Origin of the sequence: Streptomyces sp. 351MFTsu5.1 (genome assembly GCF_000383655.1) — a bacterium.
Classification (GTDB): domain Bacteria; phylum Actinomycetota; class Actinomycetes; order Streptomycetales; family Streptomycetaceae; genus Streptomyces; species Streptomyces griseorubiginosus.
Map to the genome: position 1 here is coordinate 1 of NZ_KB911801.1, position 25,696 is coordinate 25,696.

Sequence of the window (25,696 nt, forward strand, 5' to 3'; positions counted from 1 at the left end):
GGGGTGTGCGGGGGCGTGTGCGGCGGCGTCGTCGTGGGCGGAGTCCCCGGCGTCGTCGGCGGAGTGTGGGGCGGGGTGTGCGGCGGGGTGTGGGGCGGCGTGTGCGGCGGCTTCGTCGTCGGCGGAGTGTGCGGGGGCGTGTGAGGTGGGGTGTGCGGGGGCGTATGCGGAGGCGTATGGGGTGGGGTGTGGGGAGGTGTGTGCGGGGGCTTCGTCGGGGGTGTGTGCGGGGGCTTGGTCGGGGGTGGCGTCTCCCCGCAGTCGCCGCCGTGGCTGCCGTAGCCGCCGTCGGTGTCGCAGTCGTCGCCGCCGTAGCCGTGGTCGTCCCCGCGGGAGGCGTGCCGGCCGTGGGGACCGTGGGAACCGGCCTTGTGCGGGGCCGGGGCGTTCGCGCAGGAGTTGCCGAACGCGGGGTCGAGCGCGGCGATCACGTCCACGGAGTCGCCGCAGGCGTTGAGCGGCACCTCCAGCGGCGCCTTCGCGGTGTTGCCGGACAGCACGCCCGCCGAGTCCCTGGCTGCCCCGCCCGCGTGCGATTCGGCGATCGCGGGACCGCCGCACAGGGACAGAATGCTCGTCGCGGCGGCGGCCGCGACCATTCCCTTGCTCAGTGTCTGGCGCAATCTCGTTGTCTTCCTGCTCGAAGAAATGGGAAAAGCCGGCCCCGAACGACTGGAAGACGTCCGGGGCCGGCCCTGGCACAGCCGGGCGGCTGGCGGTGTACGTCGTCAGCCGTTGACGCAGCTGTTGCCGATGGCCGGGTTCAGCAGGCCGATGACGTTCACGGTGTTGCCGCACACGTTGATCGGCACGTGCACCGGGATCTGGACCACGTTGCCGGAGAGGACACCCGGGGAGCCGATGGCGGCACCCTGGGCACCCGCGTCGGCGAAGGCCGGGGCGGCCATGCCGAGGGCCATGATCGCGCCCGCGACGACAGCGGCGGTCTTCTTCATGAGGTTTCCCTTCTCTGCGGTCATGCCTGAGGTGACGGTAGAAACCGAGCGAGCGCATTCGGGACGGCTCGCACCATGACCGGCAGGCTGTAGAACGAGGCATAGACAGCGAAGGAAACTACGGAACGTGTGTCGCCGGGTAATTCACTCGAACGCCTTCAAGGAAACACCTCATACGAGCAACACGAAAAGCAATTGACGGTGTATCAGCAACAAAAAATCGCCCGGGCCGTGGCCCGGGCGATTTCGAAGCGGAGATTCAGCTGCCGACGGCGCCGTTGCCGGACAGGGCGGAGACGTCGTCCACGATGTGCGACAGGGGCTCGTCGCCCTTGGCCTGCGTGGAGTTCTCGGCGCACTGCTGGTTCTGCGCGGCCGACAGGACTGGCACGTCCTGCGCGACACCGACGGCGGCGATGACGCCGACGAGGCCCTGCAGGTTCGCCTTCGCGGGCAGGCCGACGCAGAGCTTGTTGAGCGAGCTCTGGACCAGCGTGGCCTGCGGGCTCATGTCGCCCTTGGTCACCTGGTTGCCGAACGCGCTGTGGGCGCCGTTGCCGCTGGCCGACGTGGTGCCGTGGTCGTTGCCGATGGCAAGCGCCTGGGGGGCCACCGCCGCCGAGGCACCGACGACGGACGCGGCGACCGCCGCCACGGCCATTGCCTTCTTCAGCATTTTCGCTTTCCTTTCCTGGGACACGCCTCCTGGGACACGTCCCCGGGGACGAGACGCACTGTTCCTGCCTCCGCATCAACCCGTGGCACCCGGATTGGTTTCGACCCGTCACCCGAATGGCGCTGCCGCGGCGCGAAATTCCCCCGAGCCCCTTTGGGCCATCGGAGTGAATGACAGCAACCAAGCCGCGCCGGGGCGAGTTGTGCAGAGCGCTCCGGTGGTCGGGGTTTCTCCAGAAGGGAATCAGCAAGTGATCAAGAAGGTTCTGGCTTCCGCCGCGGTCGCCGCTTCCATCGTGGGTGCCGCCTCCCCCGCCATGGCCATCGGCAACGACCACGGCACCACGTCCGCCAGCGGCAACGGTGCCTCGCAGTCGTTCGGCAACTCGGCCACCTACGGCAACATGAGCCCGCAGATGGCGCTCATCCAGGGTTCGCTGAACAAGCCCTGCATCGGCCTGCCCGCGAAGGCGAACCTCCAGGGCATCCTCGGCCTCGCCGCCGTCGGCGTCCTGCAGGACGTGCCGGTCCTGTCGGCCCCGCAGAACCAGCAGTGTGTCGAGAACAGCACCCAGGCCAAGGGCGACGAGCCGCTGTCGCACATCCTGGACGACATCTCGGCCCTGTCCGGCAACGGCGCCGCGCACAGCTGAGCTGTCACGCACCGTGGGCCGATGAGCCCTGGGGCTGGTTTCTGAGCCCTCGTCAGCGGGCCGCCGTACCACCGGCGGTCCGCTGACTTATTTTGCGTCGCGTGACGATGAAGAGAACCCTTTCCTCGGTCGTCCTGGCGACCTCCGCCCTGCTGCTCGCGGGCGCCGTCCTCCCTGGCCGGACCGCCCCCGGCCGCACGGCCCACGCCGGGCACGGCACGAACATCCTGGTGATGGGAACGGACAGCCGGGACACCATCTCCGCCGCCGAGAAGCAGAAGTTCCACGCCGGTGGCTTCGCCTGCGACTGCACGGACGCCCTGATGGTGGTCCATGTCTCGGCCCGCCAGGACCGCGTCAGCGTGGTGGCCCTGCCACGCGACTCCTACGCCGACATCCCGCCCCACCGCGACGAGGGCACCGGCAAGCAGCTGCCGGCGCGCCCCTCGAAGATCAACGGCGCGTACGCCGAGGGCGGCCCCCGGCTGACCGTCGCCACCGTCGAGTCGATGACCGGACTGAACATCGACCACTACCTCCAGCTGGACTTCCGGCGGTTCATCGACGGCGTCGACAAGGTCGGCGGAGTCGAGGTGTGCACCGCCCGGCGCCTTCAGGACAAGGCCACCAAGCTGGATCTGAAGCCTGGCAAGCACCGGCTGAAGGGCGGCCCGGCGCTCCAGTACGTCCGGTCGCGGAAGGTGGACCAGGCGGCGGACCTCGGGCGCATCCAGCGTCAGCAGCGGTTCCTGGTGCAGGCGCTGCGCGGGCTCCAGGCGAAGCGGCTGCTGACCGACCCGGTGAAGACGGCCGGCCTGGTGCGCACGCTGCTCGGGTCCGGGCGCGACGAGCAGGGTTTCACCGCCGGGGACCTGGTGGAGCTGGCGACCGCGCTGCACAAGGTGCAGGCGAAGAACACGGAGTTCGCGACGGTGCCGATCGCCGGGTTCAACCCGACCCGGCCGGACATCGGCTCCACGCTGGCCTGGGACAAGGCGAAGGCGGGCGCGATGTTCAAGACGCTGCGCGAGGACCGGTCGCTGCTCAAGGCGGGTACGAATCCGAAGCCCTACGACCCGCCCCGCCTGATGCATGCCGTCACCGTGCGCGGGAGTGCTTACGCCTGCACATGAGGGGCGCCCGCCGGTTCCGGACGCGCGCTGGGCCAATCGGGGCAAAGAGCGCAACCCCGGCCGGGGGTCGGGCGTTGACGATCATGCAGCTCCTCCCCGGAGTCCGCTTTTCGAAGGGAATGAACATGAAGAAGCTGTGGGCAACCGCGGCTGTTGCCGCGTCCGTCGCCGGTGTCGCGGCCGCGGCCGCCCCCCAGGCGCTCGCCATCGGCAACGACAGCGGCACCACGTCCGCCAGTGGCAACGGCGCCTCGCAGGAGTTCGGCAACTCGGCCACGTTCGGCGACATGAGCCCGCAGCTCTCGCTGGTCCAGGGTTCGCTGAACAAGCCCTGTGTCGGCCTGCCGGCCAAGCTGAACCTCCAGGGCCTCGTCGGCGTCGCCGCCGTCGGCGTCCTGCAGGACGTGCCGATCCTGTCGGCCCCGCAGAACCAGCAGTGTGTCGAGAACAGCACCCAGGCCAAGGGCGACGAGCCGCTGTCGCACATCCTGGACGACATCTCGGCCCTGTCCGGCAACGGCGCCTCGCACAGCTGAGGCTCCCCGCTCCGCCGGAACGGCGGGTCACCGGTTCTCCGGTGGCCCGCCGTTTTCGTGCGCCCGGGTGCCGAACGGGTGCCTCACGGCCGGCAGGCGGCCTCACTTCCGGTAGATGGCCTCGATGTCCTCCGCGTACGCCGCCGTCACCGCGTGCCGTTTGACCTTCAGGGACGGGGTGAGCATGCCGTTGTCCTCGGTGAACTCCCCCTCGACCAGGCGGAAGGCGCGGATCGACTCGGCGCGGGAGACGGCCGCGTTGGCGTGGTCGACGGCCTTCTGGAGGTCGGCGTGCAGCCGTTCGTCCTTGGCGAGTTCGGCGTGCGGGGTGTCGGCGGGCAGGCCCCGGACGGAGAGCCAGTGGGTCATCGCCTCGGGGTCCAGGGTGATCAGGGCGGCGACGAAGGGGCGGTTGTCGCCGACGACGAGGCACTGGCCGACGGGGGCCCGGCTGCGCAGCCGGTCCTCCAGGACCGCCGGGGAGACGTTCTTGCCGCCGGAGGTGACGAGGAGGTCCTTCTTGCGGCCAGTGATGGTGAGGTAGCCGTCCTCGTCGAGGGCGCCGAGGTCGCCGGTGGCGAACCACTCGTCCTTGAGAACGGCGTCGGTGGCCTCGGGGTTGTTCCAGTAGGCACCGAAGACGACTCCGCCCTTGACGAGGACCTCGCCGTCCTCGGCGATGCGGATCGCGGTGCCGGGGATCGGCTGGCCGACCGTGCCGGGGCGGGGGCTGAGCGGCGGGACGATGGTGGCGGCGGCGGTGGTCTCGGTGAGGCCGTAGCCCTCGTAGATGATGATGCCGGCCGCGGCGAAGAACAGGTTGAGGTCGCGGTCGAGGGGTGAGCCGCCGCTGATGGCGTAGCTCATGCGGCCGCCGAGTTCCTTGCGGATCCGGCGGTACACGAGCAGGTCGTACAGGCCCCAGGCGGCGTAGAGGCCGGGGCCCGGGCCCTTGCCCCGGCCGAGGAACCTGTTCAGATACGCCTGGCCGAAGCGGACGGCGATGCGGTGGGCGCGGTCGAAGGAGGCGGCGCGGCCCATCTTCTCGGCGGTGGCGCGGCCGGTGGCGTGGATCTTCTCGAAGAGGTACGGGACGCCGACGAGGAAGGTCGGGCGGAACTCCTTGAGCGCGGGGCGCAGTTCGTCGGGCTTGATGCTCGGGCAGTGGCCGATCTCGATGCGGGCCATCAGACAGGCGATCTGGAGGGTGCGGCCCATGATGTGGGCGAGCGGGAGGAAGAGCAGGGTGGAGGCGGTCTGGTCGGTGACCTCCTTGAAGATGGGGTGCAGCAGCTCGACGGTGTTGGCGGCCTCGGCGTGCAGGTTGGCGTGGGTGAGGACGCAGCCCTTGGGGCGGCCGGTGGTGCCGGAGGTGTAGCAGATCGTGGCGATGGTGTCGGGGGTGAGGGCGGCGCGGCGCTTGGTGACCTCGTCGTCGGGGATGTCGTGCCCGAGGGCGGTGAGTTCGTCGAGGGCCGCTGACTCCACCTGCCAGACACGGGGCTTGACCTGGTGGTCGGCGGTGCCGGTGGTGACGGTCGCCGCGTTCTCGGCGTTCTCGGTGACGACATGGCGGGCGCCGGAGTCCCGGACGATCCACTCCACCTGCTCGGCGGAGGAGGTGGCGTAGACCGGGACGGTCTGCCCGCCCGCCGCCCAGATCGCGAAGTCGAGGACCGTCCACTCGTAGCGGGTGCGGGACATCACCGCGACCCGGCCGCCGGGCTCCAGCCCCTCCGCGATCAACCCCTTGGCCACGGCGGTGACTTCGGCGGCGAACTCCCGGGCGGTGACCGGACGCCAGCCGGTCCCGTCACGGCGGTGCAGCACCACCGTGTCCGGGGTCTCGGCCGCGTTGGTGAAGGGGAGGTCGGCGATGCTGCCGGTGGTCGGGGGCGGGGCGAGGGGCGGTGTGCGGGCCTCCCGTACGACACCGTTCTCGTCCTTGACGACCTCGACCGCGCTCCGGCCCGCCAGGTTTCTCGCCCTCTTCAGGTCCTTGCGTACGCCCATGCTGGCTCCCCGGTCGGCTCCGACTGGGCCGCTAACTTACCCTCAAGTAAGAAAAGGTCAATGGGTCCGGCGTCAGTCCGTGAGGTGCCGGGCCCGGCCGATGGTGGCGGCGAGTTCGCGGACCGCGCTGTCGTCGGTGCGGTCGCCCAACTCGTCCGCCCAGTGCGCGAGTTCCCTCATGGACGGCCGGCCCGGCAGGCGCTGGTCGGTGTACGTGTCGCGCAGGGCGTCGGCGAAGTAGGCGGCGACCGCGTCGACCTGGAAGCGGGGGTTCGCGTGGTGCAGGGAGTCGTCGAAGGTCTCCAGCTCGGCGGACCGCTCGTGCGGGGCGCGGGTCTCGGGGTCCTGCCAGCGGACGGTCGCGGTGGCCAGGTGCCCCTCGGCGCCGGGCCTGGTGCGGACCGCGTAGAGGGCGGTGACGGTGTGGCCGGGGCCGACCTCGCCGCCGTCCACGCGGTCGTCCCGGAAGTCGTCGTCGGCGACGCGGCGGTCGTCGTAGCCGATCAGGCGGAACCGCTCGACGGTCCGTGGGTCGAAGGCGACCTGAGCCTTGGCGTCGCGGGCGGTGAGGTCGATGTTCTGCGGGAGCTGCTCGCAGAAGACCTTCTCGGCGTCGTCGGCGCCGGAGACGTAGACGGTGTGGCCGTCGCCCTTGTCGGCGAGGCGTTCCATGAGGGCGTCGCCGTAGTCGCTGCCGACGCCCACGCCGAAGAGGGTGATGCCGTGTTCGCGGCGGGCGGTGTCGATGCGGTCGAGGATGGAGTCGGGGTCGGTGTCGCCGTCGTTGGCGAGGGCGTCGGAGATGAGGACGACCCGGTTGGTGGCGCCCTCGCGCAGGCCCCTGACCGCCGTGCGGTAGCCGGTCTCGACGCCCGCACCGAGGTTGGTGGAGTACGTCGGCTCCAGGCCGTCGATCGCGTGGTGGATCTTGCCGCGGTGGCCGCCGAGGCGGGTCATCGGCAGGACCGTCTCGGCCTCGTCGCTGAAGGTGACGATCGCGACCGAGTCGTCGTCGTGGAGGCGTTCCGTCATGGTGTCGAGGGACTGCTGGGCGAGATCGAGGCGGCCGGGTTCGGCCATGGAGCCGGAGATGTCGATGACGAAGGTCAGGGCGGCCGGCGGGCGTTCGTCCGCGTCGTCCTCGGCGTTCCTGGTGGCCAGGCCCACCCGGACCAGGGACCAGTGGTCCTGGTCGGTGCGGGCGCCGTCGACGGTGACCGAGAAGCCGTTGCCGTCGGGGCGGTCGTAGTCCTGACGGAAGCTGTTGACGAACTCCTCGGGGCGGATCGTCGCGGGGTCGGGGCGGCGGCCCTCGGCGAGGGTGCGGCGGGCGTAGCCGTAGGAAGCGGTGTCGACGTCGAGGGCGAAGGTGGAGAGGTAGTCGGGTGCCTGCGGCTCCGGGGAGTCGAGGTCGCGGGACTCCCCGGAGTTCTGATCGCCCTCGGGCTGGTCCGGGGCCGGGAAGGCCGAGCCGTACGAGCCGCCCTTCGATCCGTCGGTGCTGCTGTTGCTGCCGTCCTCTCCCCCGCCGCAGCCGGTGAGCAGCAGGCCGCCCGCCACCGTGAGGGCGAGCATCACCTGTCGTGTCCGCTGTCGCTCCATCGTCCCTACCCCCTGGGCCTGTTGACGTCGGCTTCTGCGACTGTGACGGGTCAGGGGGCCGGAACGTGCGCCACGGAGCGTTGCGGATGGGTATCGAAGGGGGCACGGAGACGGCCCGTCGAGACCGGTGGGTGACCCTCCGTTGACCTAGGAGACCACGTCCTTGCGGGCGAAACCCCGGAAGGCCAGGGCGAACAGCACCAGAGCCAGCGTTATTGACAGGGAGGTGCCCTGGATCATGTCGGACCACTCCAGCTTCGGCTGTACGGCGTCCAGCCAGGCGTACTGCCAGTGCGCGGGCAGGAAGTCGCGCCAGTCGCCGAGGGCGGTCACCTGGTCCAGCACATTGCCGACGATGGTGAGGCCGACCGCGCCGCCGACCGCGCCGAGGGGGGCGTCGGTGCGGGTGGAGAGCCAGAACGCGAGGGCTGCGGTGACCAGTTGGGAGACGAAGAGGTACGCCACCGTGATCAGCAGGCGTCCGGCCGCCGTGCCCGCCGACAGCGAGCCGCCGGTGGGGAGTTCCAGCGGGCCCCAGCCGTAGGCGACCGTACCGACCGCGAGGGCGACCAGCGGGAGCATGATCATCGCGACCAGGCTGAGGGTGAGGCCGACGACGAGCTTCGACCAGAGCAGCCGGGCCCTCGGCACCGGGGCCGCGAGGAGATAGCGCAGCGAGGACCAGCCGGCCTCAGAGGCGACCGTGTCCCCGCAGAACAGCGCCACGGGGATGATCAGCAGGAAGCCCGCGGAGGCGAAGAGGTTGACCGCCGCGAAGTTCGGCCCCGACAGGGTCGCCGTGTCCATCAGGTTGACCCGGTTGTTGCCCGAGCCCGGCCCGCCGCCCAGCTGGAACGCGATCAGCAGGACGAAGGGCAGGGCGACCAGGATGCCGTACATGACGAGGGTGCGGCGGCGCTTCAACTGCCGTGCCAGCTCGACGCGCAGGGGCAGGGTGCGGCCCGCGCGGTAGCCGTCGGCGACCTCCGCGCGCTCGGTGAGCGTGCTGCTCATGCGGAGTCTCCGATCAGGGTGAGGAAGGCGTCCTCGAGGCGGCGGTGCGGGCCCACCGACGTCACGGGGACCTCCAGCCGGACCAGTTCGGCGACCAGGTGCTGCGCGGAACCGTCGGCGTCGAGTCGTACCAGAAGGCCGTCGTCGGTGGTGACCGCCGACGCCACGCCCGGCAGGGCCGCGACCTTCTCGGCCACGGGCTCCTCGACCGGTACGGCGGTGCCGACCAGCAGGGTGTCGCCGGAGCCGACGATCTCGCGGACCGGGCCCGCCTGGACGAGCCGGCCATGGTCCATGACGACCAGGTGGGTGCAGGACTGCTCGACCTCCGAGAGGAGGTGGCTGGAGACGATGACCGTGCGGCCGGCCGCCGCGTAGCGGATCATCACCTCGCGCATCTCGCGGATCTGCGGCGGGTCGAGGCCGTTGGTGGGTTCGTCGAGGATGAGCAGGTCCGGCATGCCCAGCATGGCCTGGGCGATGGCCAGCCGCTGGCGCATGCCCTGGGAGTAGGTGCGCACCGCGCGGGCCAGGGCGTCGCCGAGGCCGGCGATCTCCAGGGCCTCCTCCATGTGGGCGTCCTCGGGCGGGCGGCCGGTGGCCCGCCAGTACAGCTCCAGGTTCTCCCGGCCCGACAGGTGCGGGAGGAAGCCGGCGCCCTCGACGAAGGCGCCGACGCGGGAGAGGACGGGGGCACCGGGGGCGATGGCGTGACCGAAGACGCGGATCTCGCCGCCGTCGGGCTTGATCAGGCCCATCAGCATGCGCAGGGTGGTGGTCTTGCCCGCGCCGTTCGGGCCGAGGAGGCCGAGGACCTGGCCCTTCTCGACGCGGAAGGAGAGGTCGCGGACCGCGTACCGGTCGGCGGACTTGGCGTACCGCTTGCTCAAGTCGCTTATCTGGAGGGGGACTTCCGCCAGCTCCGGCTCGGGGGGCGCCGGGGCCGTCGTACGGCGACGGCCGGTCACCACGAGGACCAGCGCGAGCACCGCGCCGGCCAGGGGCAGCCACCACACCCAGGCGGGCAGCGGGGCCTGGGTGTTCTTCTCGCCGAGGGCGGTGGGGACCTGGAGGTCGCTCTTCAGGGAGACGGTGTACGTCGCCGGGGTCACCGGGGAGGCGTAGCCGAGGTCCGTGGAGGCGAGGACCAGCCTGAGGCGGTGGCCGTCGTCGATCTCGTGGTCGATCGCCGGGAGGGTGATCGTGACGTCCTTGCCGGCCTTCGCGCCCTCGACCTTGAGGGGCTCGACGAGCTGGGAGGGCAGGGTCTGCTGTCCGCCGCGGCCCGGGGAGACGTCGTACAGCTTGGCGAAGAGGACCGCGTCGTCGCTGGTCGACTTCACGTGGACGGTGACGGTGGGCGAGCCGGTGATCTGGAGGTCGTCCTTCACCGGGGCCGACTCGAACGCGGCGTACTGGCCCGGGAAGTCGAGGGAGACGCCGACGCCCAGGGAGGAGAGCTGGGCGAGGCCGCCGGCGCTGCCGAGGCCGGGGAGGGCCGAGACGGCGGGCGGGCTGGCGCCGGCCGGGTTGACGAAGTCCTGCTCGCGGCCTGCGAGTCGGACCTTGTGCTCGTCGCTCTCCAGACCGGGGTAGGTGTCGGCGGTGACGCCGGTGAGGCGGGGTTCGCCGTCGCCGGTGCCGGTGCCGAGGGTGCGGGTGACGCGGAAGGCGGGGCCGGTGTCGGCGGACTTGTCGTCCTTGAGGTAGCGGTCGAACCAGGACGCGGTCCGCGCCTGGACGCGGCTCGTCTCCAGGTCGCCGCCGTCGTGGCCGCCCGCGATCCAGTCGACGTCGACGGGGGCGCCGTTGGCCCGGATCGCCTTCGCGGCGGCGTCGGACTGGTCCAGCGGGAACAGGGAGTCCGTCTGGCCCTGGAACAGCAGGGTGGGGACCTTGATGTCCTTGGCCACGGCCGACGGGGAGCGTTCCTCCAGCATCTTCTCGGCGCTCGCGTCCGGGGTGCCGGACTGGGCGACGCGCTGGTACATCGCGCAGATCTGCGGCTCGAACTTGGCGCAGCCGCCTGCGGAGTTGACGAAGATTCCGGCCCAGAGCTTCTTGAACACGCCGTTCGGGAAGAGGGCGTCCGAGAGGTTCCAGTAGGTGATCTCGGGCGCGATGGCGTCCACGCGGTCGTCGTGGCCGGCGGCCAGCAGGGAGATCGCGCCGCTGTAGCTCGCGCCGGTCACACCGACCCGGGGGTCACCGGGCTTGTCGAGCTGGACCTGGGGCTGCCTCGCCAGCCAGTCGATCAGCTTGCTGACGTCCTTGACCTCGGCGTCGGGGTCGTTGAGGCCGACCTTGCCGGTGGACCTGCCGAAGCCTCTCGCCGACCAGGTGAGGACCGCGTAGCCGTCTCTCGCGAGGGCTTCCGCCTGTGGGCGTACGTCGTTCTTGCTGCCGCCGAAGCCGTGGCCTATGAGGACCGCGGGGCGCCTCTCGGTGCCGTTCGTCGTGAAGTACGAGGTGTCTATGCGGACGCCGTCGATCGACATGATCTGGTCCGCGCGGTGCACCGGGGGTGGGTCGTCGGAAGCGGCGGCCGTCCATGTCCCGGCTGCGGCGAGGACGACGACGGAGGCCGCGGCGGCGATCCACCGCGGCCTCCGGAGGCGTCGAAGATCCATGATTCAACGGTACGGGGTGAAGCTGTCGGGAACTTATCTACCGGGGGCTGAACTCCGGGCCATCCTGGGGGTGGAGTCGGTCTCGTCCCGTACAGCAGGTGCGGTACGGCTCTGGGCCCGTGGGCGTCCGCCCCTGGGTCAGTTCACGCATCCGGAATCGAGACGAGCCACCTTGTTGCGGCTCGGGGGCGCAGGTACAGCACCCAGTACAGGGTCGCCGCTGCTGTGATTCCGCCCGTCCACAGCAGGTACTCCGGTTCCTGCTGGGTCAGGATGTACGCGAGGACCGCGATCAGGAGGATCGGCACGGCGGGCCAGAGCGGCATGCGCCAGGCCGGGGTGTGCTTGTGGTGGTTGCGGCGGGAGAGGAGGGCCGCCACTGCCACCAGGAGGTACATGCCCGTCACCGAGACGCCCGTGACGCCGTAGAGCGTGTCCAGGTTCACGAAGCACAGGGCCGCTCCCGGGATGCCCACCGCGAGGGTGGCCACCCACGGGGAGCCGAAGCGGCCGAGCTTCGCGAAGACGGTGTTGACCGGGGAGGGCCAGGCCTTGTCCCTCGCCGAGGCGAACAGGACCCTGGAGTTCTGGATGACCATGACGATGCCTGCGTTGATGATCGCGAGGGCGACGCACAGGCTGACGAAGGTGCCGACCGCGGAGTTGGACCAGGCCGAGACCATGGTGCCGATGTCGCCGCCGGTCAGTTCGGTGAGGTCGGAGGCGCCCAGGGTGATCGCGACCACCGGGACCAGGATGATCACGGTGGAGATGGCGAGGGTGGCCAGGACCGTGCGGGCCACATTGCGGCGGGGGTTCTCCAGTTCCTCGGAGAGGTAGACGGCCGTCGAGAAGCCCTGGGTGACGAAGAGGGCGATGGCAAGGCCCGAGACCACCAGCATGGCCGTCACCGTGTCCACTTGGCCGTGCGCGCCCGCCACCTGCATGGACAGGAGGCTGCTCGGGCCGCGTTCCGCGTGGGTGAAGCCCAGGAGGGCCACCACGGCCGCCGCGATCACCTCGAGGACCAGGAAGACGCCGGTGATCCACGCGTTGGCGCGCAGGTCGAGGAGGCCGGCGAGGGTGGCCAGGAGCATGACGCCGGCGCCCGCGACGGACGGGTCCAGGTGGATCACCGGGGCCAGGTAGTCGGCCGTGCCCATCGCGATCACCGGCGGGACGATCATGACGACCAGGAGGGACAGCACGAAGACGAGCCAGCCCGCGAGGCGTCCGGCCAGCGTGGAGACCATGGCGTACTCGCCGCCGGCGCTCGGGATGAGGGTGCCGAGCTCCGAGTAGCAGAACGCCACGGCGATGCAGAGGAGGGAGCCGATGGCGATCGTCAGGGCGGTGGCGGTCCCGAGCGTGCCGAAGAGGTCCGGGACCACCACGAAGAGGGTGGACGCCGGGGTGACGCACGACAGGGTGAGGAGGGTGCCGCCGACCACGCCGATGGAGCGGTTGAGCGTGGCGTGGCCGTGCTCCGGCGCCTGGGCGCCGACGGTGTCGGCGGGGCGGAGGGTGTCGGTCATGGTGCTGCATGGAACCCCGACGAAAACCGGCGCGTCAATAGGTGACTTGCTGCGAAATCCGTAGATCGAGAGGCGTCGGATTGGTGAATACGACAGTTTCGCTTAATGGCGTCTGCGTTTTCCGGGGTACGGGAATCGCAGTGGCGGCGTGAAAAAACGTACCGCTAAAGTCGCAGCTCACTGATCATTCAGGGGGGCACATGAAGCTCAAGTACACCGCTGCCTGGGTGGGGTTCACGGCGGCGGCGATGGTCGCGGTCTCGGCCTGCGGCTCGGAGGGCGTGAAGAGGGCGGTCGACGTCGCCGACAGGACGGACGCGATCATGGCGGCGCTCGCGCGGGCCACCGACCGGACGGAGAACCTGGGCTCCGCGGAGGTGAGGATATCCACCGCGACGGCCACGGGTGCGGCTCCGATCACCATGGAGGGCACCTACTCCTGGGGCGGCGGCTACGCCTTCGACGTCGACATGGACACGAAGGCCGCCCAGATGCAGCAGCTCCAGCACGCCCCGACCACGCGCATGCTGTTCGTGGACGGCGCCTACTACTACGACATCGACCCGCAGCCCTCCGGCCCGCTCAAGGGCAAGGAGTGGATGAAGGTCGACGCATCGGCCGTCTTCGGCGAGAAGGGCGCGCAGGCGTTCAACGGGGCCGGCGGCGGGAGCCCGGCGGCCTCCATGAAGGGCCTCAAGTACGCGAAGAACGTCGAGGATCTCGGCAAGGAGACCGTCGACGGGCGGAGCGCGACGCACTACCGGGCGCGGCTCGACCAGGCCCAGCTGGGCAAGTTCAAGGACGCCTACGGCGACCAGGACACCCTCTCCGGCGCGGTCACCGGTGGAGCCTCATCGATGACCATGGACGTCTGGGTCGGGGGCGACGACCTGCCGGTGCGGCTGAAGCAGAAGATCGGCGCGATGACCGTGACCATGGACTTCGAGAAGTTCGGCAGGACGGCCGTCGTGAAGGCCCCGCCGGCCGCCGAGACCGGTGACGTGAGCAAGGTCGTCAAGGACGCCGCCGGCAAGCAGTGAGCGGAGCCGGGCGCCGGACAGGCACGCGCGTGTCCGGCGCCCGGACGTGCCTCAGTGGTTGCGCGGGAAGCCCAGGTCCACGCCCGTGGGGGCGTCGGCCGGGTCGGGCCAGCGGGTGGTGACGACCTTGCCGCGGGTGTAGAAGTGCGTGCCGTCGTTGCCGTAGATGTGGTGGTCGCCGAAGAGGCTGTCCTTCCAGCCGCCGAAGGAGTGGTAGCCGACCGGGACCGGGATCGGGACGTTCACGCCGACCATGCCGGCCTCGACCTCCAGCTGGAAGCGGCGGGCGGCGCCGCCGTCCCGGGTGAAGATCGCGGTGCCGTTGCCGAACGGCGAGGCGTTGATGAGCGCGATGCCGTCGTCGTAGCTGTCGACGCGCAGCACGGTCAGGACCGGGCCGAAGATCTCGTCCTGGTAGGCCTTCGCCGTGGTCGGGACCTTGTCGAGCAGCGAGATGCCGATCCAGTGGCCGTCCTCGTGACCCTCGACCGTGAAGCCGGTGCCGTCGAGCACGACCTCGCAGCCCTCGGCGGCCGCGCCCTCGACGTAGGACGCCACCTTGTCGCGGTGCACCTTCGTGATGAGCGGGCCCATCTCGGAGGCCGGGTCGTTGCCGGGGCCGATCTTGATCTTCTCGGCGCGCTCGCGGATCTTCTCGACCAGCGTGTCGCCGATGGAGCCGACGGCCACGACCGCGGAGATCGCCATGCAGCGCTCGCCCGCGGAGCCGTAGGCCGCGGAGACGGCCGCGTCGGCCGCCGCGTCCAGGTCGGCGTCCGGCAGGACCAGCATGTGGTTCTTGGCACCGCCCAGGGCCTGCACCCGCTTGCCGTTGGCGGAGGCGGTGGTGTGGATGTAGCGGGCGATCGGGGTCGAGCCGACGAAGGAGACGGCCTTGACGTCCGGGTGCTCCAGGAGGCGGTCGACGGCCACCTTGTCGCCGTGCACGACGTTGAAGACGCCGTCGGGCAGACCGGCCTCGGCGAGCAGCTCGGCGATCTTGACGGAGGCCGACGGGTCCTTCTCGGACGGCTTGAGGACGAAGGTGTTGCCGGTCGCGATGGCGATCGGGAACATCCACATCGGGACCATCGCCGGGAAGTTGAACGGCGTGATGCCGGCGACGACACCGAGCGGCTGGCGGATGGACGCCACGTCCACGCGGCTGGCGACCTCGGTGGACAGCTCGCCCTTCAGCTGCACGGTGATCCCGCACGCCAGGTCCACGATCTCCAGGCCGCGCGCGACCTCGCCGAGCGCGTCGGAGTGCACCTTGCCGTGCTCGGCGGTGATCAGCTCGGCGATCGCGTCCCGGTTCGCCTCGAGAAGGGCGCGGAACTTGAAGAGGATGGTGGTGCGCTTGGCGAGGGACGAGGTGCCCCAGGTCTGGAACGCGTCCTTCGCGGCGGCCACGGCGGCGTCGACCTCGTCGACCGAGGCGAACGCGACCTTCGTGGTGACCGCGCCGGTCGCCGGGTCGGTGACCGGCCCGTAGTTCCCCGACGCGCCCTCGACGGTCTTGCCGCCGATCCAGTGGTTGACGATCTTCGTCATGACCGAGTACTCCTTCACAGATGGCGGCGTCGGGTAGAGACGTGCCGTTCGTACAGCTCACGGGCCTTCACCGCGGACGCTCTGGTCGCGGTCTCGGCCACAGGTACATCCCACCAGGCCTGCGCCGGCGGCGGGCCCGACACTGTGTCTGCCGTTTCCGTCTCGACGTAGACACATGTGGGAGTATCCGCGGCCCGCGCCTCGGCGAGGGCTGCGCGGAGGTCTCGTACGGTCTTCGCACGCAGCACGCGCATACCGAGGCTGGCCGCGTTGGCGGCCAGGTCCACGGGCAGCGGGGCGCCCGTGTAGGTGCCGTCGTCCGACTGGTAGCGGTAGGCCGTGCCGAAGCGCTCGCCGCCGACCGTCTCGGACAGGCCGCCGATGGAGGCGTAGCCGTGGTTCTGGATGAGCAGCAGCTTGATCGCGATGCCCTCCTGTACGGCCGTGACGATCTCCGTCGGCATCATCAGGTACGTGCCGTCGCCGACCAGCGCCCAGACGTTCCGCTCGGGAGCGGCCATCTTCACACCGATCGCGGCCGGGATCTCGTAGCCCATGCAGGAGTAGCCGTACTCCAGGTGGTACTGGTCCCTCGACCGGGCGCGCCACAGCTTGTGCAGGTCGCCGGGGAGGGAGCCGGCCGCGTTGACGATCACGTCGGACTCGTCGGCGAGGGCGTCCAGGGCGCCGAGGACCTGCGCCTGGGTCGGCCGGATGTCGGGTTCCTCGGCCTCGAAGCAGGCGTCGACGCGCTGCTCCCAGCGCTCCTTGTCGAGGCTGTACTCGTCGATGTACGTGCCGCTGACGCGGTGGGTGTGCAGCTGAAGAGCCTCGGTGAGTTCCGTCAGGCCGCTGCGGGCATCCGCGACCAGGGGCTGACCCGCGAGCTTGTGGCCGTCGTAGGGCGCGATGTTGAGGTTGAGGAAGCGGACGCCCTGCTGTTCGAAGAGGGTCCCGGAGGCCGTGGTGAAGTCGGTGTACCGGGTGCCGACGCCGATCACCAGGTCGGCCTGGCGGGCCAGTTCGTTGGCGGTGGCGGTGCCGGTGTGGCCGACGGCGCCGACGTCCTGGGGGTGGTCGTGGCGCAGCGAGCCCTTGCCGGCCTGGGTGGAGGCGACCGGGATGCCGGTGGCGGCCGCGAACTCGGCCAAGGCCTCCTCGGCGCGGCTGTGGTGGACCCCGCCGCCGGCGATGACCAGGGGGCGCTGGGCCACCCTGATCGCGCTCACCGCCTCGGCGAGTTCGGTGGGGTCGGCACCCGGGCGCCGTACGGTCCAGGTGCGCTCGGCGAAGAACTCGTCCGGCCAGTCGTACGCCTCGGCCTGGACGTCCTGCGGGAGGGCGAGGGTGACCGCGCCGGTCTCGACGGGGTCGGTGAGGACCCGCATCGCCTGGAGGGCGGCCGGGATCAGGGCTTCGGGGCGGGTGACGCGGTCGAAGTACTTCGAGACGGGGCGCAGGCTGTCGTTGACGCTGATGTCGCCCGCGTACGGCACTTCGAGCTGCTGGAGGACCGGGTCGGCGACGCGGGTGGCGAAGATGTCGCCGGGCAGGAGCAGGACCGGGAGGTGGTTGATGGTCGCGAGGGCCGCGCCCGTCACCAGGTTGGTCGCGCCGGGGCCGATGGACGTGGTGACCGCGTGGGTGGAGAGGCGGTTCGACTGGCGGGCGTAGCCGACGGCCGCGTGCACCATGGACTGCTCGTTGCGGCCCTGGTGGAAGGGCATGTCGTCGCCGTACTCGACGAGGGCCTGGCCGAGCCCGGCCACGTTCCCGTGGCCGAAGATGCCCCAGGTGGCGGATATCAGCCGCTGCCGTACGCCGTCGCGTTCGGTGTACTGGGCGGCCAGGAAGCGGACCAGCGCTTGTGCGACGGTCAGGCGGGTGGTCATCGGTAGCCCTCCGTGTGGTCCGGGTGGAAGCAGATCCGCCACTCCCGCGTCTCACCCGGGCCCGCCATGACGTTGAGGTAGTACATGTCGTGGCCGGGCTGGGCGACGGACGGGCCGTGCCATCCGTCGGGGACGAGGACGGCGTCGCCGGAGCGGACCTCGGCGAGGATGTCGGCCCCGCCCTCACGGGAGGGGGACACGCGCTGGTAGCCGAACCCGTTCGGGCCGTCGATCTCGAAGTAGTAGATCTCCTCCAACTCGGCTTCCACGCCGGGCCGGTTCTCGTCGTGCTTGTGCGGCGGGTACGAGGACCAGTTGCCGCCGGGGGTGACCACCTCGACGGCGATGAGCTTGTCGCAGTCGAAGGCGTCGGCCGAGGCGAAGTTGCGCACGTGCCGCAACTGCGTGCCGCTGCCGCGCTCTTCGACGGGGACCTCCGGCGCGGGGCCGTAGCGGGCGGGGAGTCGTCGCTCGCACTTCGCTCCTGCCAGGGCGAAGCGGCCTCCCGCGCCGGAGGCGATCGATGCCTGGGTGTCCCGGGGCACGTACGCGAAGTCCGAGACTCCGGCGAACACGCTCTCCCGGCCCAGGAGTTGGAACTCTTCGGTACCCACGTGGACGGTACAGCCGCCTTCCAGCGGGAGGACGATCCACTCGCTGTCACCGGAGGTGAAGGTGTGCGTGCCACCCGGTGCCAGCTCGACGATCCGCAGGCTGCAATGCGTCCAGCCGGCCCGCTTGGGGTCGATGTCCACCGCGTACTGGGCGTTGATGGAGGCGCCCTTGGGGACGTACAGCTCGTTGTGTGTCATGCGGCGGCCCTCACAGCAGTCCTACGGCGGTGTCCACGGCGGCGGCCACGTCGCCGTCCGCCGGGTACAGCAGGGAGCGGCCGACCACGAGGCCGCGCACGGTGGGCAGTTGGAGGGCGCCGCGCCACTTCTCGTACGCGCCGTCCTGGTCGTCGCCAACCTCGCCGCCCAGCAGGACGGCGGGCAGGGTCGAGGCGGCCATGACCTCGCCCATGTCGTCGGGGTTGTCGCACACCGGGACCTTGAGCCAGGTGTAGGCCGAACTGCCGCCCAGGCCCGAGGCGATGGCGATCGACTTGGTGACGGCCTCGGCGGACAGGTCGTTCCTGACCCTGCCCTCGGTGGTGCGGGAGCTGATGAACGGCTCGACGAAGAGCGGGAGTCGGCGCGCGGCCATGTCGTCGATGGCGCGGGCGGTGGACTCCATCGTGGTGAGGGAGCCCGGGTCGTCGTAGTCGATGCGCAGGAGCAGCTTGCCGGCGTCGAAGCCCAGGCGCTCGATGTCCTCGGCACGGTGGCCGGTGAAGCGGTCGTCGAGCTCGAAGCTGGCGCCCTGGAGGCCGCCGCGGTTCATGGAGCCCATGACGACCTTGCCGTCCAGGGCGCCGAGCAGCAGCAGGTCGTCGAGTATGTCGGCGGTCGCGAGCACCCCGTCGACGCCGGGGCGGCCGAGCGCCAGGACGAGGCGCTCCAGCAGGTCGGCGCGGTTGGCCATGGCCATGCGGTTGCCGCCGACGCCGAGCGCGCCGCGGGCCGGGTGGTCGGCGGCGACGATCATCAGGCGGCCGCTGTCGTTCAGCAGCGGCCTGCGGGGACGGCAGGCGGCCGCCTCGGCGATCGCCTCGGGGCGTTCGGCGCGCAGGCGCACGAGTTCGGTGATGTCGACGCTCACTTGACCGCTCCCGCCGCGACCGCGTCCTCGACCTCGGTGACCGTCGGCATCGCCGAGCTGCACTCGAGGCGGGAGGCGACGATGGCGCCGGCCGCGTTGGCGTGCCGCATGACCTTCTCCAGGTCCCAGCCTTCGAGGAGGCCGTGGACGAGGGAGCCGCCGAAGGCGTCACCGGCACCGAGACCGTTGAGGACGTTCACGGGCAGGGGCGGGACCTCGGCCTCGTTGCCCTTGCTGTCCACGGCCAGGACGCCCTTGGGGCCCTGCTTGACGACGGCGAGCTCGACACCGGCGTCCAGGAGGGCCTGGGCCGCCTCGCGGGGCTTGCGCACTCCGGTGGCGACCTCGACCTCGTCGAGGTTGCCGACGGCGACGGTGGTGTGGCGCAGGGCCTCTTCGTAGAAGGGGCGGGCCTCGTCCGGGTGCGTCCAGAACATCGGGCGCCAGTCGAGGTCGAAGACGGTGATGCCGGCCTTGGCGCGGTGGGCGAGGGCCGCCAGGGTCGCCGTACGACTGGGTTCCTCGCTCAGGCCGGTGCCGGTGACCCAGAAGACGCGGGCCTCGCGGATCGCGTCGAGGTCCAGCTCGTGGGCGTCGATCTCCAGGTCCGGGGCCTTGGGCTGCCGATAGAAGTACAGCGGGAAGTCGTCCGGCGGGAAGACCTCGCAGAAGGTGACCGGGGTCGGCAGCCCGGGGACCGGGGTGACCCAGCGGTCGTCCACGCCGAAGCCCTGGAGGGCCTCGTGCAGATAGGTGCCGAAGGGGTCGTCGCCGGTGCGGGTGATCACCGCGGTGCGCCGGCCAAGCCGGGCGGCGGCGACCGCGACGTTGGACGCCGAGCCTCCCAGGAACTTGCCGAAGGACGTCACCTGCGGCAGCGGGACACCGGTCTGGAGTGGATACAGGTCCACACCGATCCGCCCCATGGTGATCAGGTCGTACCCCATCGGCTTCCCTTCGTACCTGCGTCGGCTCTCCCGGCGTTTGTAGCCCCGTACGCCGAGCCCTGTCAATGTTTTGTCCAGACATTCGGACGAGACCTTGACAGCGCTTGCTGTCCGATCGGAAGCTGACCGGCATGACAGCGCCCGCACCGCAGCCCTCACTGTCCCGCATCCGGATCGGGTCGGCTCCCGACTCGTGGGGTGTGTGGTTCCCCGACGACCCCCAGCAGGTCCCCTGGCAGCGCTTCCTCGACGAGGTCGCCGACTCCGGTTACGAGTGGATCGAGCTGGGGCCGTACGGGTACCTGCCGACCGATCCCGCCGTCCTCACCGAGGAGGTCTCCCGGCGTGGCCTGAAAGTGTCCGCCGGCACCGTCTTCACCGGCCTGCACCACGGTGAGGCCGTGTGGGAGAAGACCTGGGCGCATGTCGCGGACAACGCGGTGCTGGCGCAGGCGATGGGGGCGAAGCACCTCGTCGTGATCCCGTCGTTCTGGCGGGACGACAAGACGGGTGAGGTGCTGGAGCCTTCGTCGCTGACGGCCGAGCAGTGGAAGAACCTGAGCTCCCTGACCGAGCGGCTGGGACAGCGGGTGCGGGACGAGTACGGGCTGCAGATCGTCGTCCACCCGCATGCCGACACCCACGTCGACAGCGAGGAGAACGTGGTCCGGTTCCTGGACGCGACGGACTCCGACCTGGTGTCGCTGTGCCTGGACACCGGGCACTACGCCTACTGCGGCGGCGACAGCGTCAAGCTGATCGAGACGTACGGGTCGCGGATCGGGTACCTGCACCTCAAGCAGGTGGACCCGGAGATCCTGGCGGACGTGCGGGCCAAGGGGACGCCGTTCGGGCCGGCCGTGGCCCAGGGCGTGATGTGCGAGCCGCCCTCGGGTGTGCCGGCGCTCGGACCCGTCCTGGAGGCGGCGCAGAAGCTGGACGTGGACCTGTTCGCGATCGTCGAGCAGGACATGTACCCGTGCGAGCCGGACAAGCCGCTGCCGATCGCCCAGCGGACCCGGGCGTTTCTGCGGTCCTGCGGGGCGTAGCCGTTCGTCCGTGGGGGGCCGTAGGGAACTCGGCCCCCCGAGTCAACGCGCCGCGCCCTCGCGCCCGCGCGCGCCTTTGCGTCACCTCTGTCACAAACACCCCTTCCGTGTCACACATGTCGCGTGTACGCGGGTTCCGTGTCACACCCGGTACACAGGCACTGACCCACGGTCACCGCATGTCGTTCACGGGGCACAGGCTTCTGTGATCGCCAGCGCAGCGCCCGGTACCCCCGACGGCCGTTCCCGGCCGCCGCCGCGGTGCGCGCGAGGAGGTGCCCCCACATGACCGACCGAAGGCTCTGGTCGTACAAGGAGATCGCGGCGCACATCCGGGTGCAGCCGGACACCGTGCGCTCGTACCGCAAGCACGGGCTGCTGCCGCCGCCCGACCACGTCGAGGGCGGCAAGCCCTTCTGGTACGCGGACACCGTGCGCGCGTGGGTCGCGTCCAGGCCCGGCAACCGGGCGCGGAGAGAGAACTGACGGCCGGACCTGCCCGGCGACTTCGGGTGCCCGCCGCGACCCTGCGGGCATCTGAGGGCATCTGCGGGTACCTGCCTGGGAGTTCGGGTGGCCCTTGCGGCCTTGCCGTCGCTCGGCCGGTGACTACGGGTGGGCTCCGCGAACTTGCGGCACCTGGCTGGTGACTACGGGCGGCCCGGCGACCCTGCCGGCACCCGGCCGGTGACTTCGGGTGGGCCCCGCGAACTTGCGGCACCTGGCCGGCGACTTCGGGCGGCCCCGCGACTCTGCCGCCACCCGGGTGACTACGGGCGGGCCCCGCGAACTTGCGGCACCCGGCCGGTGACTACGGGCGGCCCCCGCGACCCTGCCGGCACCCGTGCGCGCGAGTCGTCGGGCGGTCGGGGTGCGTGGCGGAAAATTTCGAGCTCGGGGAGTCGGGGGTCTGGCACAGTCGGGCCATGAGCGACTTCTCCCTCAAACCCGTGCTGACCGGCGAGCGGACCGTGCTGCGGCCCTTCACGGCGGCGGACGCCGAGGGCATGGCGGAGATCATCGAGGACCCCGAGGTCCTCCGCTTCACCGGGACCCCCTCCGGCGACCTCACCCTGGAACGGCTCCGGTCCTGGTACGGCTCCCGGTCCGAGCAGACCGACCGCCTCGACCTCGCCGTCACCGACAGGGCGACCGGTGAACTCGTCGGCGAGGTCGTCCTGTTCGAGTGGGACGCCCACGCCCGCAGCTGCACCTTCCGCACCCTCGTCGGCCCCCGGGGACGCGGCCGGGGTCTCGGCACCGAGGCCACCCGGCTCGTCGTCGGCCACGGCTTCGGGTATCTGGGCCTGCACCGCATCGAGTTGGAGGCCTACGGCCACAACGCCCGTGCCCTGCGGGTCTACGAGAAGGTCGGGTTCGTGGTCGAGGGGGTGCGCCGGGAGGCCGATCTGCGGGACGGCCAGTGGGTGGACTGGGTCGTCATGGGCCTCCTCGACCGCGACTGGGCCGTCCTCAGCTCCACGGCTCGATGACCGTCACCCCCGCTCCCGGGGCCGTGCCCATCGCCGCGAGGGCCCCCGGGGTGGCGTCCAGGGTGATCGTGGAGGTGACCAGCAGGTCGGGTCGCAGCACCCCCGCCCGGACCAGTTCCAGCATCGCCGGGTAGGTGTGGGCGGCCATGCCGTGGCTGCCGAGGAGTTCCAGCTCCAGGGCGATCGCACGGGCCATGGGGACCGGGGTCGTGCCGTCCGGCGAGGGCAGCAGTCCGACCTGGACGTGTCGGCCGCGGCGGCGCAGAGAGTTGACGGACGCGGCGCACGTGACCGGGGAGCCGAGGGCGTCGAGCGACAGATGCGCGCCGCCGCCGGTCAGCTCCCGGACCGCCGCCGCGGTGTCCTTCGCACCGCTCGCGTCCACGCACTCCGCCGCGCCGAACTTCCTTGCCAGCGCGAGGGCCCCGGGAGACACGTCCACGGCGACCACCCGGGCTCCCGACGCCGCCGCAATCATCACCGCGGACAGGCCCACTCCGCCGCAGCCGTGCACCGCCACCCACTCCCCCGCGGCGAGCCGGCCCTGCTGCACCACCGCCCGGAACGCCGTGGCGAAACGGCAGCCGAGGGACGCGGCCGTGGTGAAGGCCATGTCCTTCGGCACGGCCACCAGGTTCACGTCCGCGTGGTCCAGCGCCACGTACTGGGCGAACGAACCCCAGTGGGTGAAGCCGGGCTGGGTCTGCCGCTCACAGATCTGGTGGTCGCCGGCCTGGCAGGACGGGCAGGTGCCGCAGGCGCAGACGAAGGGGACGGTGACGCGGTCGCCGGGGTGCCAGTTGCTCACGCCGGGGCCGACCGTCTCGACTGTGCCGGCGAGTTCGTGGCCGGGGACGTGCGGGAGGGTGATGTCGGGGTCGTGGCCCTGCCAGCCGTGCCAGTCGCTTCGGCAGAGGCCGGTGGCTTCTACGCGGACGACGACTCCGTGCGGGGGCAGGTGAGGGTCGGTCACGTCACGCACCTCTGCGGGTTCACCGTAGTGATCGAAGACCACCGCTCGCATCTGCCGTCTCCTCGCCGTTTTCGTCTGCGGGTTCGTTGTGGCTGGTCGCGCAGTTCCCCGCGCCCCTGACGAGTTCGACTTCGCCTTCGCTCAGACCGAACCGTTCATGGAAGCGACGCAGAGCCCTTGGAGCCCACCATGTTGCCTTTCCCGTCAGCTTCATCACCGCCGGGACCAGCAGGCTGCGGACGATCATCGCGTCCATCAGGACCGCCAAGGCTATGCCCAGGCCCAGCATCTTGGTGTTGGTGACCCTGGAGGTGCCTATCGCGACCATGACCACCGCCAGGATGACCGCCGCCGCTGTGATCAGGCCTCCCGTGCGCTGGAGGCCGTGACGGATCGCCTCCTCGTGGTTGCCGGTCCGGTCGTGCTCCTCCTTGATGCGGGAGAGGAGGAAGACGCCGTAGTCCATGGAGAGGCCGAAGGCGACGCAGAACATCAGGACCGGGAGGGTGGTCTCTATCGAGCCGGGGCTGGTGAAGCCGAGGAGGCCGGAGAGGTGGCCGTCCTGGAAGACCCAGACCACCGCGCCGAACATCGCCGTCAGACTGAGGGCGTTGAGGAGGACCGCCTGGATCGGGATCAGGACGCTGCCGGTCAGCAGGAAGACCAGGAGCAGGGTGACGATCACGATGAAGGCCGCTGCCCAGGGCAGTCGCTCGCCTATCGCGTGCTTGGAGTCGACCAGGACGGCCGCGGTGCCGGTGACCTTGGTGTCGAACGGTGCCTTGGTGGCGCGCAGCTCACGGACCAGGTGCTGGGCGCCGGCGTCCACGGCCTCACCTCTGGGCTGGACCGTGAAGTAGGCCGAGTCGCCCTTGACGAGCGGGCCGTCGACCCGGAGGACTTCCGGCAGGGCCGCGACGCGGTTCTTGTAGGCGGTGTACTGCGCGGGGCCGGCCTTGCCTTCCGCGAGGACTTCGAGGCCGCCGCCCGGGCTCCCCGGGAAGCCGTCGCGCAGGTGCTGCTGGACGACATGGGACTCGGCGGAAGCGGGCAGCTGACGGTCGTCGGCGGTGCCGAACTTCACCCCCAGGAAGGGGAGCCCGAGCAGGACCAGGACGGCGGTGGTGGCGAGGGCGAAGAACGGGGCGCGGCGCATCACGAGGGCCGCCCCGCGGGCCCAGGCAGTGCCCGGGGGCTTCGCGGACGACCGCCCGCGCCGGAGCAGTTTGCGCAGGTCCAGGGAGTTGACCCGGGGGCCCAGCAGGATCAGGGCGGCCGGGAGGAGGATCAGGGCGGCGGCCGCGGCAAGGAGGACCACGGCCATGCCGGCGTAGGCGAACGAGCGCAGGAAGTACTGCGGGAAGAGGAGCATCGCCGCCAGGGAGACCGCGACGGTCAGGGAGGAGAACAGGACGGTGCGGCCCGCTGTGCGCAGGGTGGTGGCGACCGCCGTCAACGGGTCCGCGCCCGCGGCCAGTTCCTCGCGGAAGCGGCGGACGATGAACAGGGCGTAGTCGATGGCCAGGCCCAGTCCGAGGGCCGTGGTGAGGTTCATCGCGAAGACGGAGACGTCGGTGAACTCGGTCAGGCCGCGCAGCACGGCGTTGGTCCCGAGGATCGCGACGATGCCGATGCCGAGCGGCAGCAGCGCGGCGATCGCGCTGCCGAAGACCATCACCAGCAGCAGGAGCGTGATCGGCAGGGCGATCATCTCGGCCCGGGTGAGGTCCTCCTGGATGATCGTCTGCATTTCGTGCCGCACCGCGACGATGCCGCCGATCTCGACCTTCACCGGCCCGTGCGTCCCCCGCAGGGAGGGGGCGATGCGGTCGAGGGTCCGGCCCATCTGCTTCTCGTCACCGGTGATGCGGGCGGCGATCAGCGCCTCGTGGCCGTCCTCGGCGCGCAGGGCCGGTGACTTGGCGGACCAGTAGGAGCCGACGCCGGTGATGCCCCGCTCGGCGGCCAGGCGGGCGGTGAGGCGGTCGGCCTCCGCGGTCACCGCCGGGTCGTCCACCGAGGCACTGCCCGCGTCGACGAGCAGCAGGAGGTTGGGCTGGGAGTCCGGGAACTCGCGCTCCAGCGCCTTCGTGGCGTACGTGGACTCCGCCGCCGGGTCCTCCCAGCCGCCGGCGCCCAGCCGGTCGGCGACCCCACTGCCGGCCAGCACGGCGAGGACGGTGAGCACCAGGGCCGCGAGCAGGGACAACCTGGGGCGGGCGGTGACGAGGCGGGTCCAGCGGCCCACCTGGGGTGGGCTGTTGACTTCGGTCATGGTGCGGTGTCCCCTTCACCGT

The 25,696-nt window shown here is 70.9% G+C and carries 22 protein-coding genes; 7 read left to right on the forward strand and 15 right to left on the reverse strand.

The features are described 5' to 3' along the window. The 3 genes from H295_RS48650 to H295_RS0139170 form a co-directional block, all read right to left on the reverse strand. Nucleotides 1-623: chaplin (locus tag H295_RS48650; protein ID WP_158691116.1), on the reverse strand; the 623-nt coding region annotated here is incomplete at its 3' end. Between the two features lie 105 nt (nt 624-728). Further along, entirely contained in the window at nt 729-980 is a 252-nt protein-coding gene (locus tag H295_RS0139165) for a chaplin (RefSeq protein ID WP_199788677.1), read from the reverse strand. A gap of 235 nt (nt 981-1,215) precedes the next feature. Beyond that, nucleotides 1,216-1,632: a rodlin gene (locus H295_RS0139170; protein ID WP_020140820.1), complete on the reverse strand. Its 417-nt coding sequence runs from the start codon at nt 1,630-1,632 to the stop codon at nt 1,216-1,218. Nucleotides 1,633-1,882: 250 nt separating this feature from the next. Here H295_RS0139170 and H295_RS0139175 point away from each other — a divergent pair, with 250 nt between their 5' ends. The 3 genes from H295_RS0139175 (at nt 1,883) to H295_RS0139185 (ending at nt 3,953) form a co-directional block, all read left to right on the forward strand. Further along, a complete protein-coding gene (locus H295_RS0139175) occupies nt 1,883-2,284 on the forward strand; it encodes a rodlin (protein WP_020140821.1) in 402 nt (133 codons plus the stop codon). Nucleotides 2,285-2,391: 107 nt separating this feature from the next. Continuing rightward, the gene (locus tag H295_RS0139180; RefSeq protein WP_043218733.1) at nt 2,392-3,417 is read left to right on the forward strand and encodes an LCP family protein; all 1,026 of its coding nucleotides are present in this window, start codon (nt 2,392-2,394) and stop codon (nt 3,415-3,417) included. Nucleotides 3,418-3,542: 125 nt separating this feature from the next. Continuing rightward, a complete protein-coding gene (locus H295_RS0139185; RefSeq protein ID WP_028810164.1) occupies nt 3,543-3,953 on the forward strand; it encodes a rodlin in 411 nt (136 codons plus the stop codon). Between the two features lie 102 nt (nt 3,954-4,055). On the opposite strand, the gene H295_RS0139190 is transcribed toward H295_RS0139185, so the two are convergent. From H295_RS0139190 to H295_RS0139210, 5 genes are all read right to left on the reverse strand, one after another. Continuing rightward, nucleotides 4,056-5,966, reverse strand: a complete 1,911-nt coding sequence (locus H295_RS0139190; RefSeq protein WP_020140824.1) for an AMP-dependent synthetase/ligase — start codon at nt 5,964-5,966, stop codon at nt 4,056-4,058. 72 nt (nt 5,967-6,038) lie between these two features. Next, on the reverse strand, nt 6,039-7,568 hold the full coding sequence (locus H295_RS0139195; RefSeq protein WP_028810165.1) for a vWA domain-containing protein: 1,530 nt from the start codon (nt 7,566-7,568) through the stop codon (nt 6,039-6,041). Between the two features lie 147 nt (nt 7,569-7,715). Next, a complete protein-coding gene (locus H295_RS0139200) occupies nt 7,716-8,582 on the reverse strand; it encodes an ABC transporter permease (protein WP_020140826.1) in 867 nt (288 codons plus the stop codon). Beyond that, a complete protein-coding gene (locus H295_RS0139205; RefSeq protein WP_020140827.1) occupies nt 8,579-11,212 on the reverse strand; it encodes an alpha/beta fold hydrolase in 2,634 nt (877 codons plus the stop codon). The genes H295_RS0139200 and H295_RS0139205 overlap by 4 nt, the downstream gene beginning before the upstream one ends. Nucleotides 11,213-11,355: 143 nt before the next feature. Then, nucleotides 11,356-12,747 carry an APC family permease gene (locus tag H295_RS0139210; protein ID WP_020140828.1) on the reverse strand — a complete coding sequence of 464 codons (1,392 nt, stop codon included), beginning with the start codon at nt 12,745-12,747 and terminating at the stop codon, nt 11,356-11,358. 200 nt (nt 12,748-12,947) lie between these two features. Here H295_RS0139210 and H295_RS0139215 point away from each other — a divergent pair, with 200 nt between their 5' ends. Then, a complete protein-coding gene (locus H295_RS0139215) occupies nt 12,948-13,787 on the forward strand; it encodes a hypothetical protein (RefSeq protein ID WP_020140829.1) in 840 nt (279 codons plus the stop codon). A 51-nt stretch (nt 13,788-13,838) separates the two neighbouring features. On the opposite strand, the gene mmsA is transcribed toward H295_RS0139215, so the two are convergent. Genes mmsA through iolC form a run of 5 tightly spaced genes read right to left on the reverse strand, consistent with a single transcriptional unit; the run spans nt 13,839 to nt 19,884 of the window. Continuing rightward, a complete protein-coding gene (gene mmsA / locus H295_RS0139220; protein WP_020140830.1) occupies nt 13,839-15,341 on the reverse strand; it encodes a CoA-acylating methylmalonate-semialdehyde dehydrogenase in 1,503 nt (500 codons plus the stop codon). 14 nt (nt 15,342-15,355) lie between these two features. Next, nucleotides 15,356-17,233 carry a 3D-(3,5/4)-trihydroxycyclohexane-1,2-dione acylhydrolase (decyclizing) gene (gene iolD / locus H295_RS0139225; protein ID WP_020140831.1) on the reverse strand — a complete coding sequence of 626 codons (1,878 nt, stop codon included), beginning with the start codon at nt 17,231-17,233 and terminating at the stop codon, nt 15,356-15,358. After that, entirely contained in the window at nt 17,230-18,045 is an 816-nt protein-coding gene (gene iolB / locus H295_RS0139230; RefSeq protein WP_020140832.1) for a 5-deoxy-glucuronate isomerase, read from the reverse strand. The genes iolD and iolB overlap by 4 nt, the downstream gene beginning before the upstream one ends. Before the next feature lie 10 nt (nt 18,046-18,055). Beyond that, a complete protein-coding gene (locus H295_RS0139235) occupies nt 18,056-18,937 on the reverse strand; it encodes a Cgl0159 family (beta/alpha)8-fold protein (RefSeq protein ID WP_020140833.1) in 882 nt (293 codons plus the stop codon). Then, nucleotides 18,934-19,884 (reverse strand): 5-dehydro-2-deoxygluconokinase, encoded by a 951-nt coding sequence (gene iolC / locus H295_RS0139240; RefSeq protein ID WP_020140834.1) that lies wholly within the window; start codon nt 19,882-19,884, stop codon nt 18,934-18,936. The genes H295_RS0139235 and iolC overlap by 4 nt, the downstream gene beginning before the upstream one ends. 131 nt (nt 19,885-20,015) lie before the next feature. Here iolC and H295_RS0139245 point away from each other — a divergent pair, with 131 nt between their 5' ends. From H295_RS0139245 to H295_RS0139255, 3 genes are all read left to right on the forward strand, one after another. Continuing rightward, nucleotides 20,016-20,933 (forward strand): sugar phosphate isomerase/epimerase family protein, encoded by a 918-nt coding sequence (locus tag H295_RS0139245; RefSeq protein WP_028810166.1) that lies wholly within the window; start codon nt 20,016-20,018, stop codon nt 20,931-20,933. Between the two features lie 285 nt (nt 20,934-21,218). After that, a complete protein-coding gene (locus H295_RS0139250) occupies nt 21,219-21,419 on the forward strand; it encodes a helix-turn-helix transcriptional regulator (RefSeq protein ID WP_020140836.1) in 201 nt (66 codons plus the stop codon). Nucleotides 21,420-21,859: 440 nt separating this feature from the next. Continuing rightward, nucleotides 21,860-22,426, forward strand: coding sequence for a GNAT family N-acetyltransferase (locus tag H295_RS0139255; RefSeq protein WP_020140837.1), 567 nt, complete (start codon nt 21,860-21,862; stop codon nt 22,424-22,426). Here H295_RS0139255 and H295_RS0139260 read toward each other — a convergent pair. Further along, entirely contained in the window at nt 22,407-23,450 is a 1,044-nt protein-coding gene (locus H295_RS0139260) for a zinc-dependent alcohol dehydrogenase family protein (RefSeq protein WP_020140838.1), read from the reverse strand. The two genes, H295_RS0139255 and H295_RS0139260, sit on opposite strands and share 20 nt — an antisense overlap. Continuing rightward, nucleotides 23,419-25,674 (reverse strand): MMPL family transporter, encoded by a 2,256-nt coding sequence (locus H295_RS0139265; RefSeq protein WP_020140839.1) that lies wholly within the window; start codon nt 25,672-25,674, stop codon nt 23,419-23,421. The genes H295_RS0139260 and H295_RS0139265 overlap by 32 nt, the downstream gene beginning before the upstream one ends. Between the last annotated feature and the right edge of the window lie 22 nt (nt 25,675-25,696).

Excerpts from the sequence above, each read along its gene's own strand:
- H295_RS0139165 (WP_199788677.1), bottom strand. The coding sequence starts at position 980 with ATGACCGCAGAGAAGGGAAACCTCATGAAGAAGACCGCCGCTGTCGTC.
- H295_RS0139170 (WP_020140820.1), bottom strand. The coding sequence starts at position 1,632 with ATGCTGAAGAAGGCAATGGCCGTGGCGGCGGTCGCCGCGTCCGTCGTC.
- H295_RS0139180 (WP_043218733.1), top strand. The coding sequence starts at position 2,392 with ATGAAGAGAACCCTTTCCTCGGTCGTCCTGGCGACCTCCGCCCTGCTG.
- H295_RS0139185 (WP_028810164.1), top strand. The coding sequence starts at position 3,543 with ATGAAGAAGCTGTGGGCAACCGCGGCTGTTGCCGCGTCCGTCGCCGGT.
- H295_RS0139190 (WP_020140824.1), bottom strand. The coding sequence starts at position 5,966 with ATGGGCGTACGCAAGGACCTGAAGAGGGCGAGAAACCTGGCGGGCCGG.
- H295_RS0139195 (WP_028810165.1), bottom strand. The coding sequence starts at position 7,568 with ATGGAGCGACAGCGGACACGACAGGTGATGCTCGCCCTCACGGTGGCG.
- H295_RS0139200 (WP_020140826.1), bottom strand. The coding sequence starts at position 8,582 with ATGAGCAGCACGCTCACCGAGCGCGCGGAGGTCGCCGACGGCTACCGC.
- H295_RS0139205 (WP_020140827.1), bottom strand. The coding sequence starts at position 11,212 with ATGGATCTTCGACGCCTCCGGAGGCCGCGGTGGATCGCCGCCGCGGCC.
- H295_RS0139210 (WP_020140828.1), bottom strand. The coding sequence starts at position 12,747 with ATGACCGACACCCTCCGCCCCGCCGACACCGTCGGCGCCCAGGCGCCG.
- H295_RS0139215 (WP_020140829.1), top strand. The coding sequence starts at position 12,948 with ATGAAGCTCAAGTACACCGCTGCCTGGGTGGGGTTCACGGCGGCGGCG.
- mmsA (WP_020140830.1), bottom strand. The coding sequence starts at position 15,341 with ATGACGAAGATCGTCAACCACTGGATCGGCGGCAAGACCGTCGAGGGC.
- iolD (WP_020140831.1), bottom strand. The coding sequence starts at position 17,233 with ATGACCACCCGCCTGACCGTCGCACAAGCGCTGGTCCGCTTCCTGGCC.
- iolB (WP_020140832.1), bottom strand. The coding sequence starts at position 18,045 with ATGACACACAACGAGCTGTACGTCCCCAAGGGCGCCTCCATCAACGCC.
- iolC (WP_020140834.1), bottom strand. The coding sequence starts at position 19,884 with ATGGGGTACGACCTGATCACCATGGGGCGGATCGGTGTGGACCTGTAT.
- H295_RS0139245 (WP_028810166.1), top strand. The coding sequence starts at position 20,016 with ATGACAGCGCCCGCACCGCAGCCCTCACTGTCCCGCATCCGGATCGGG.
- H295_RS0139250 (WP_020140836.1), top strand. The coding sequence starts at position 21,219 with ATGACCGACCGAAGGCTCTGGTCGTACAAGGAGATCGCGGCGCACATC.
- H295_RS0139255 (WP_020140837.1), top strand. The coding sequence starts at position 21,860 with ATGAGCGACTTCTCCCTCAAACCCGTGCTGACCGGCGAGCGGACCGTG.
- H295_RS0139260 (WP_020140838.1), bottom strand. The coding sequence starts at position 23,450 with ATGCGAGCGGTGGTCTTCGATCACTACGGTGAACCCGCAGAGGTGCGT.
- H295_RS0139265 (WP_020140839.1), bottom strand. The coding sequence starts at position 25,674 with ATGACCGAAGTCAACAGCCCACCCCAGGTGGGCCGCTGGACCCGCCTC.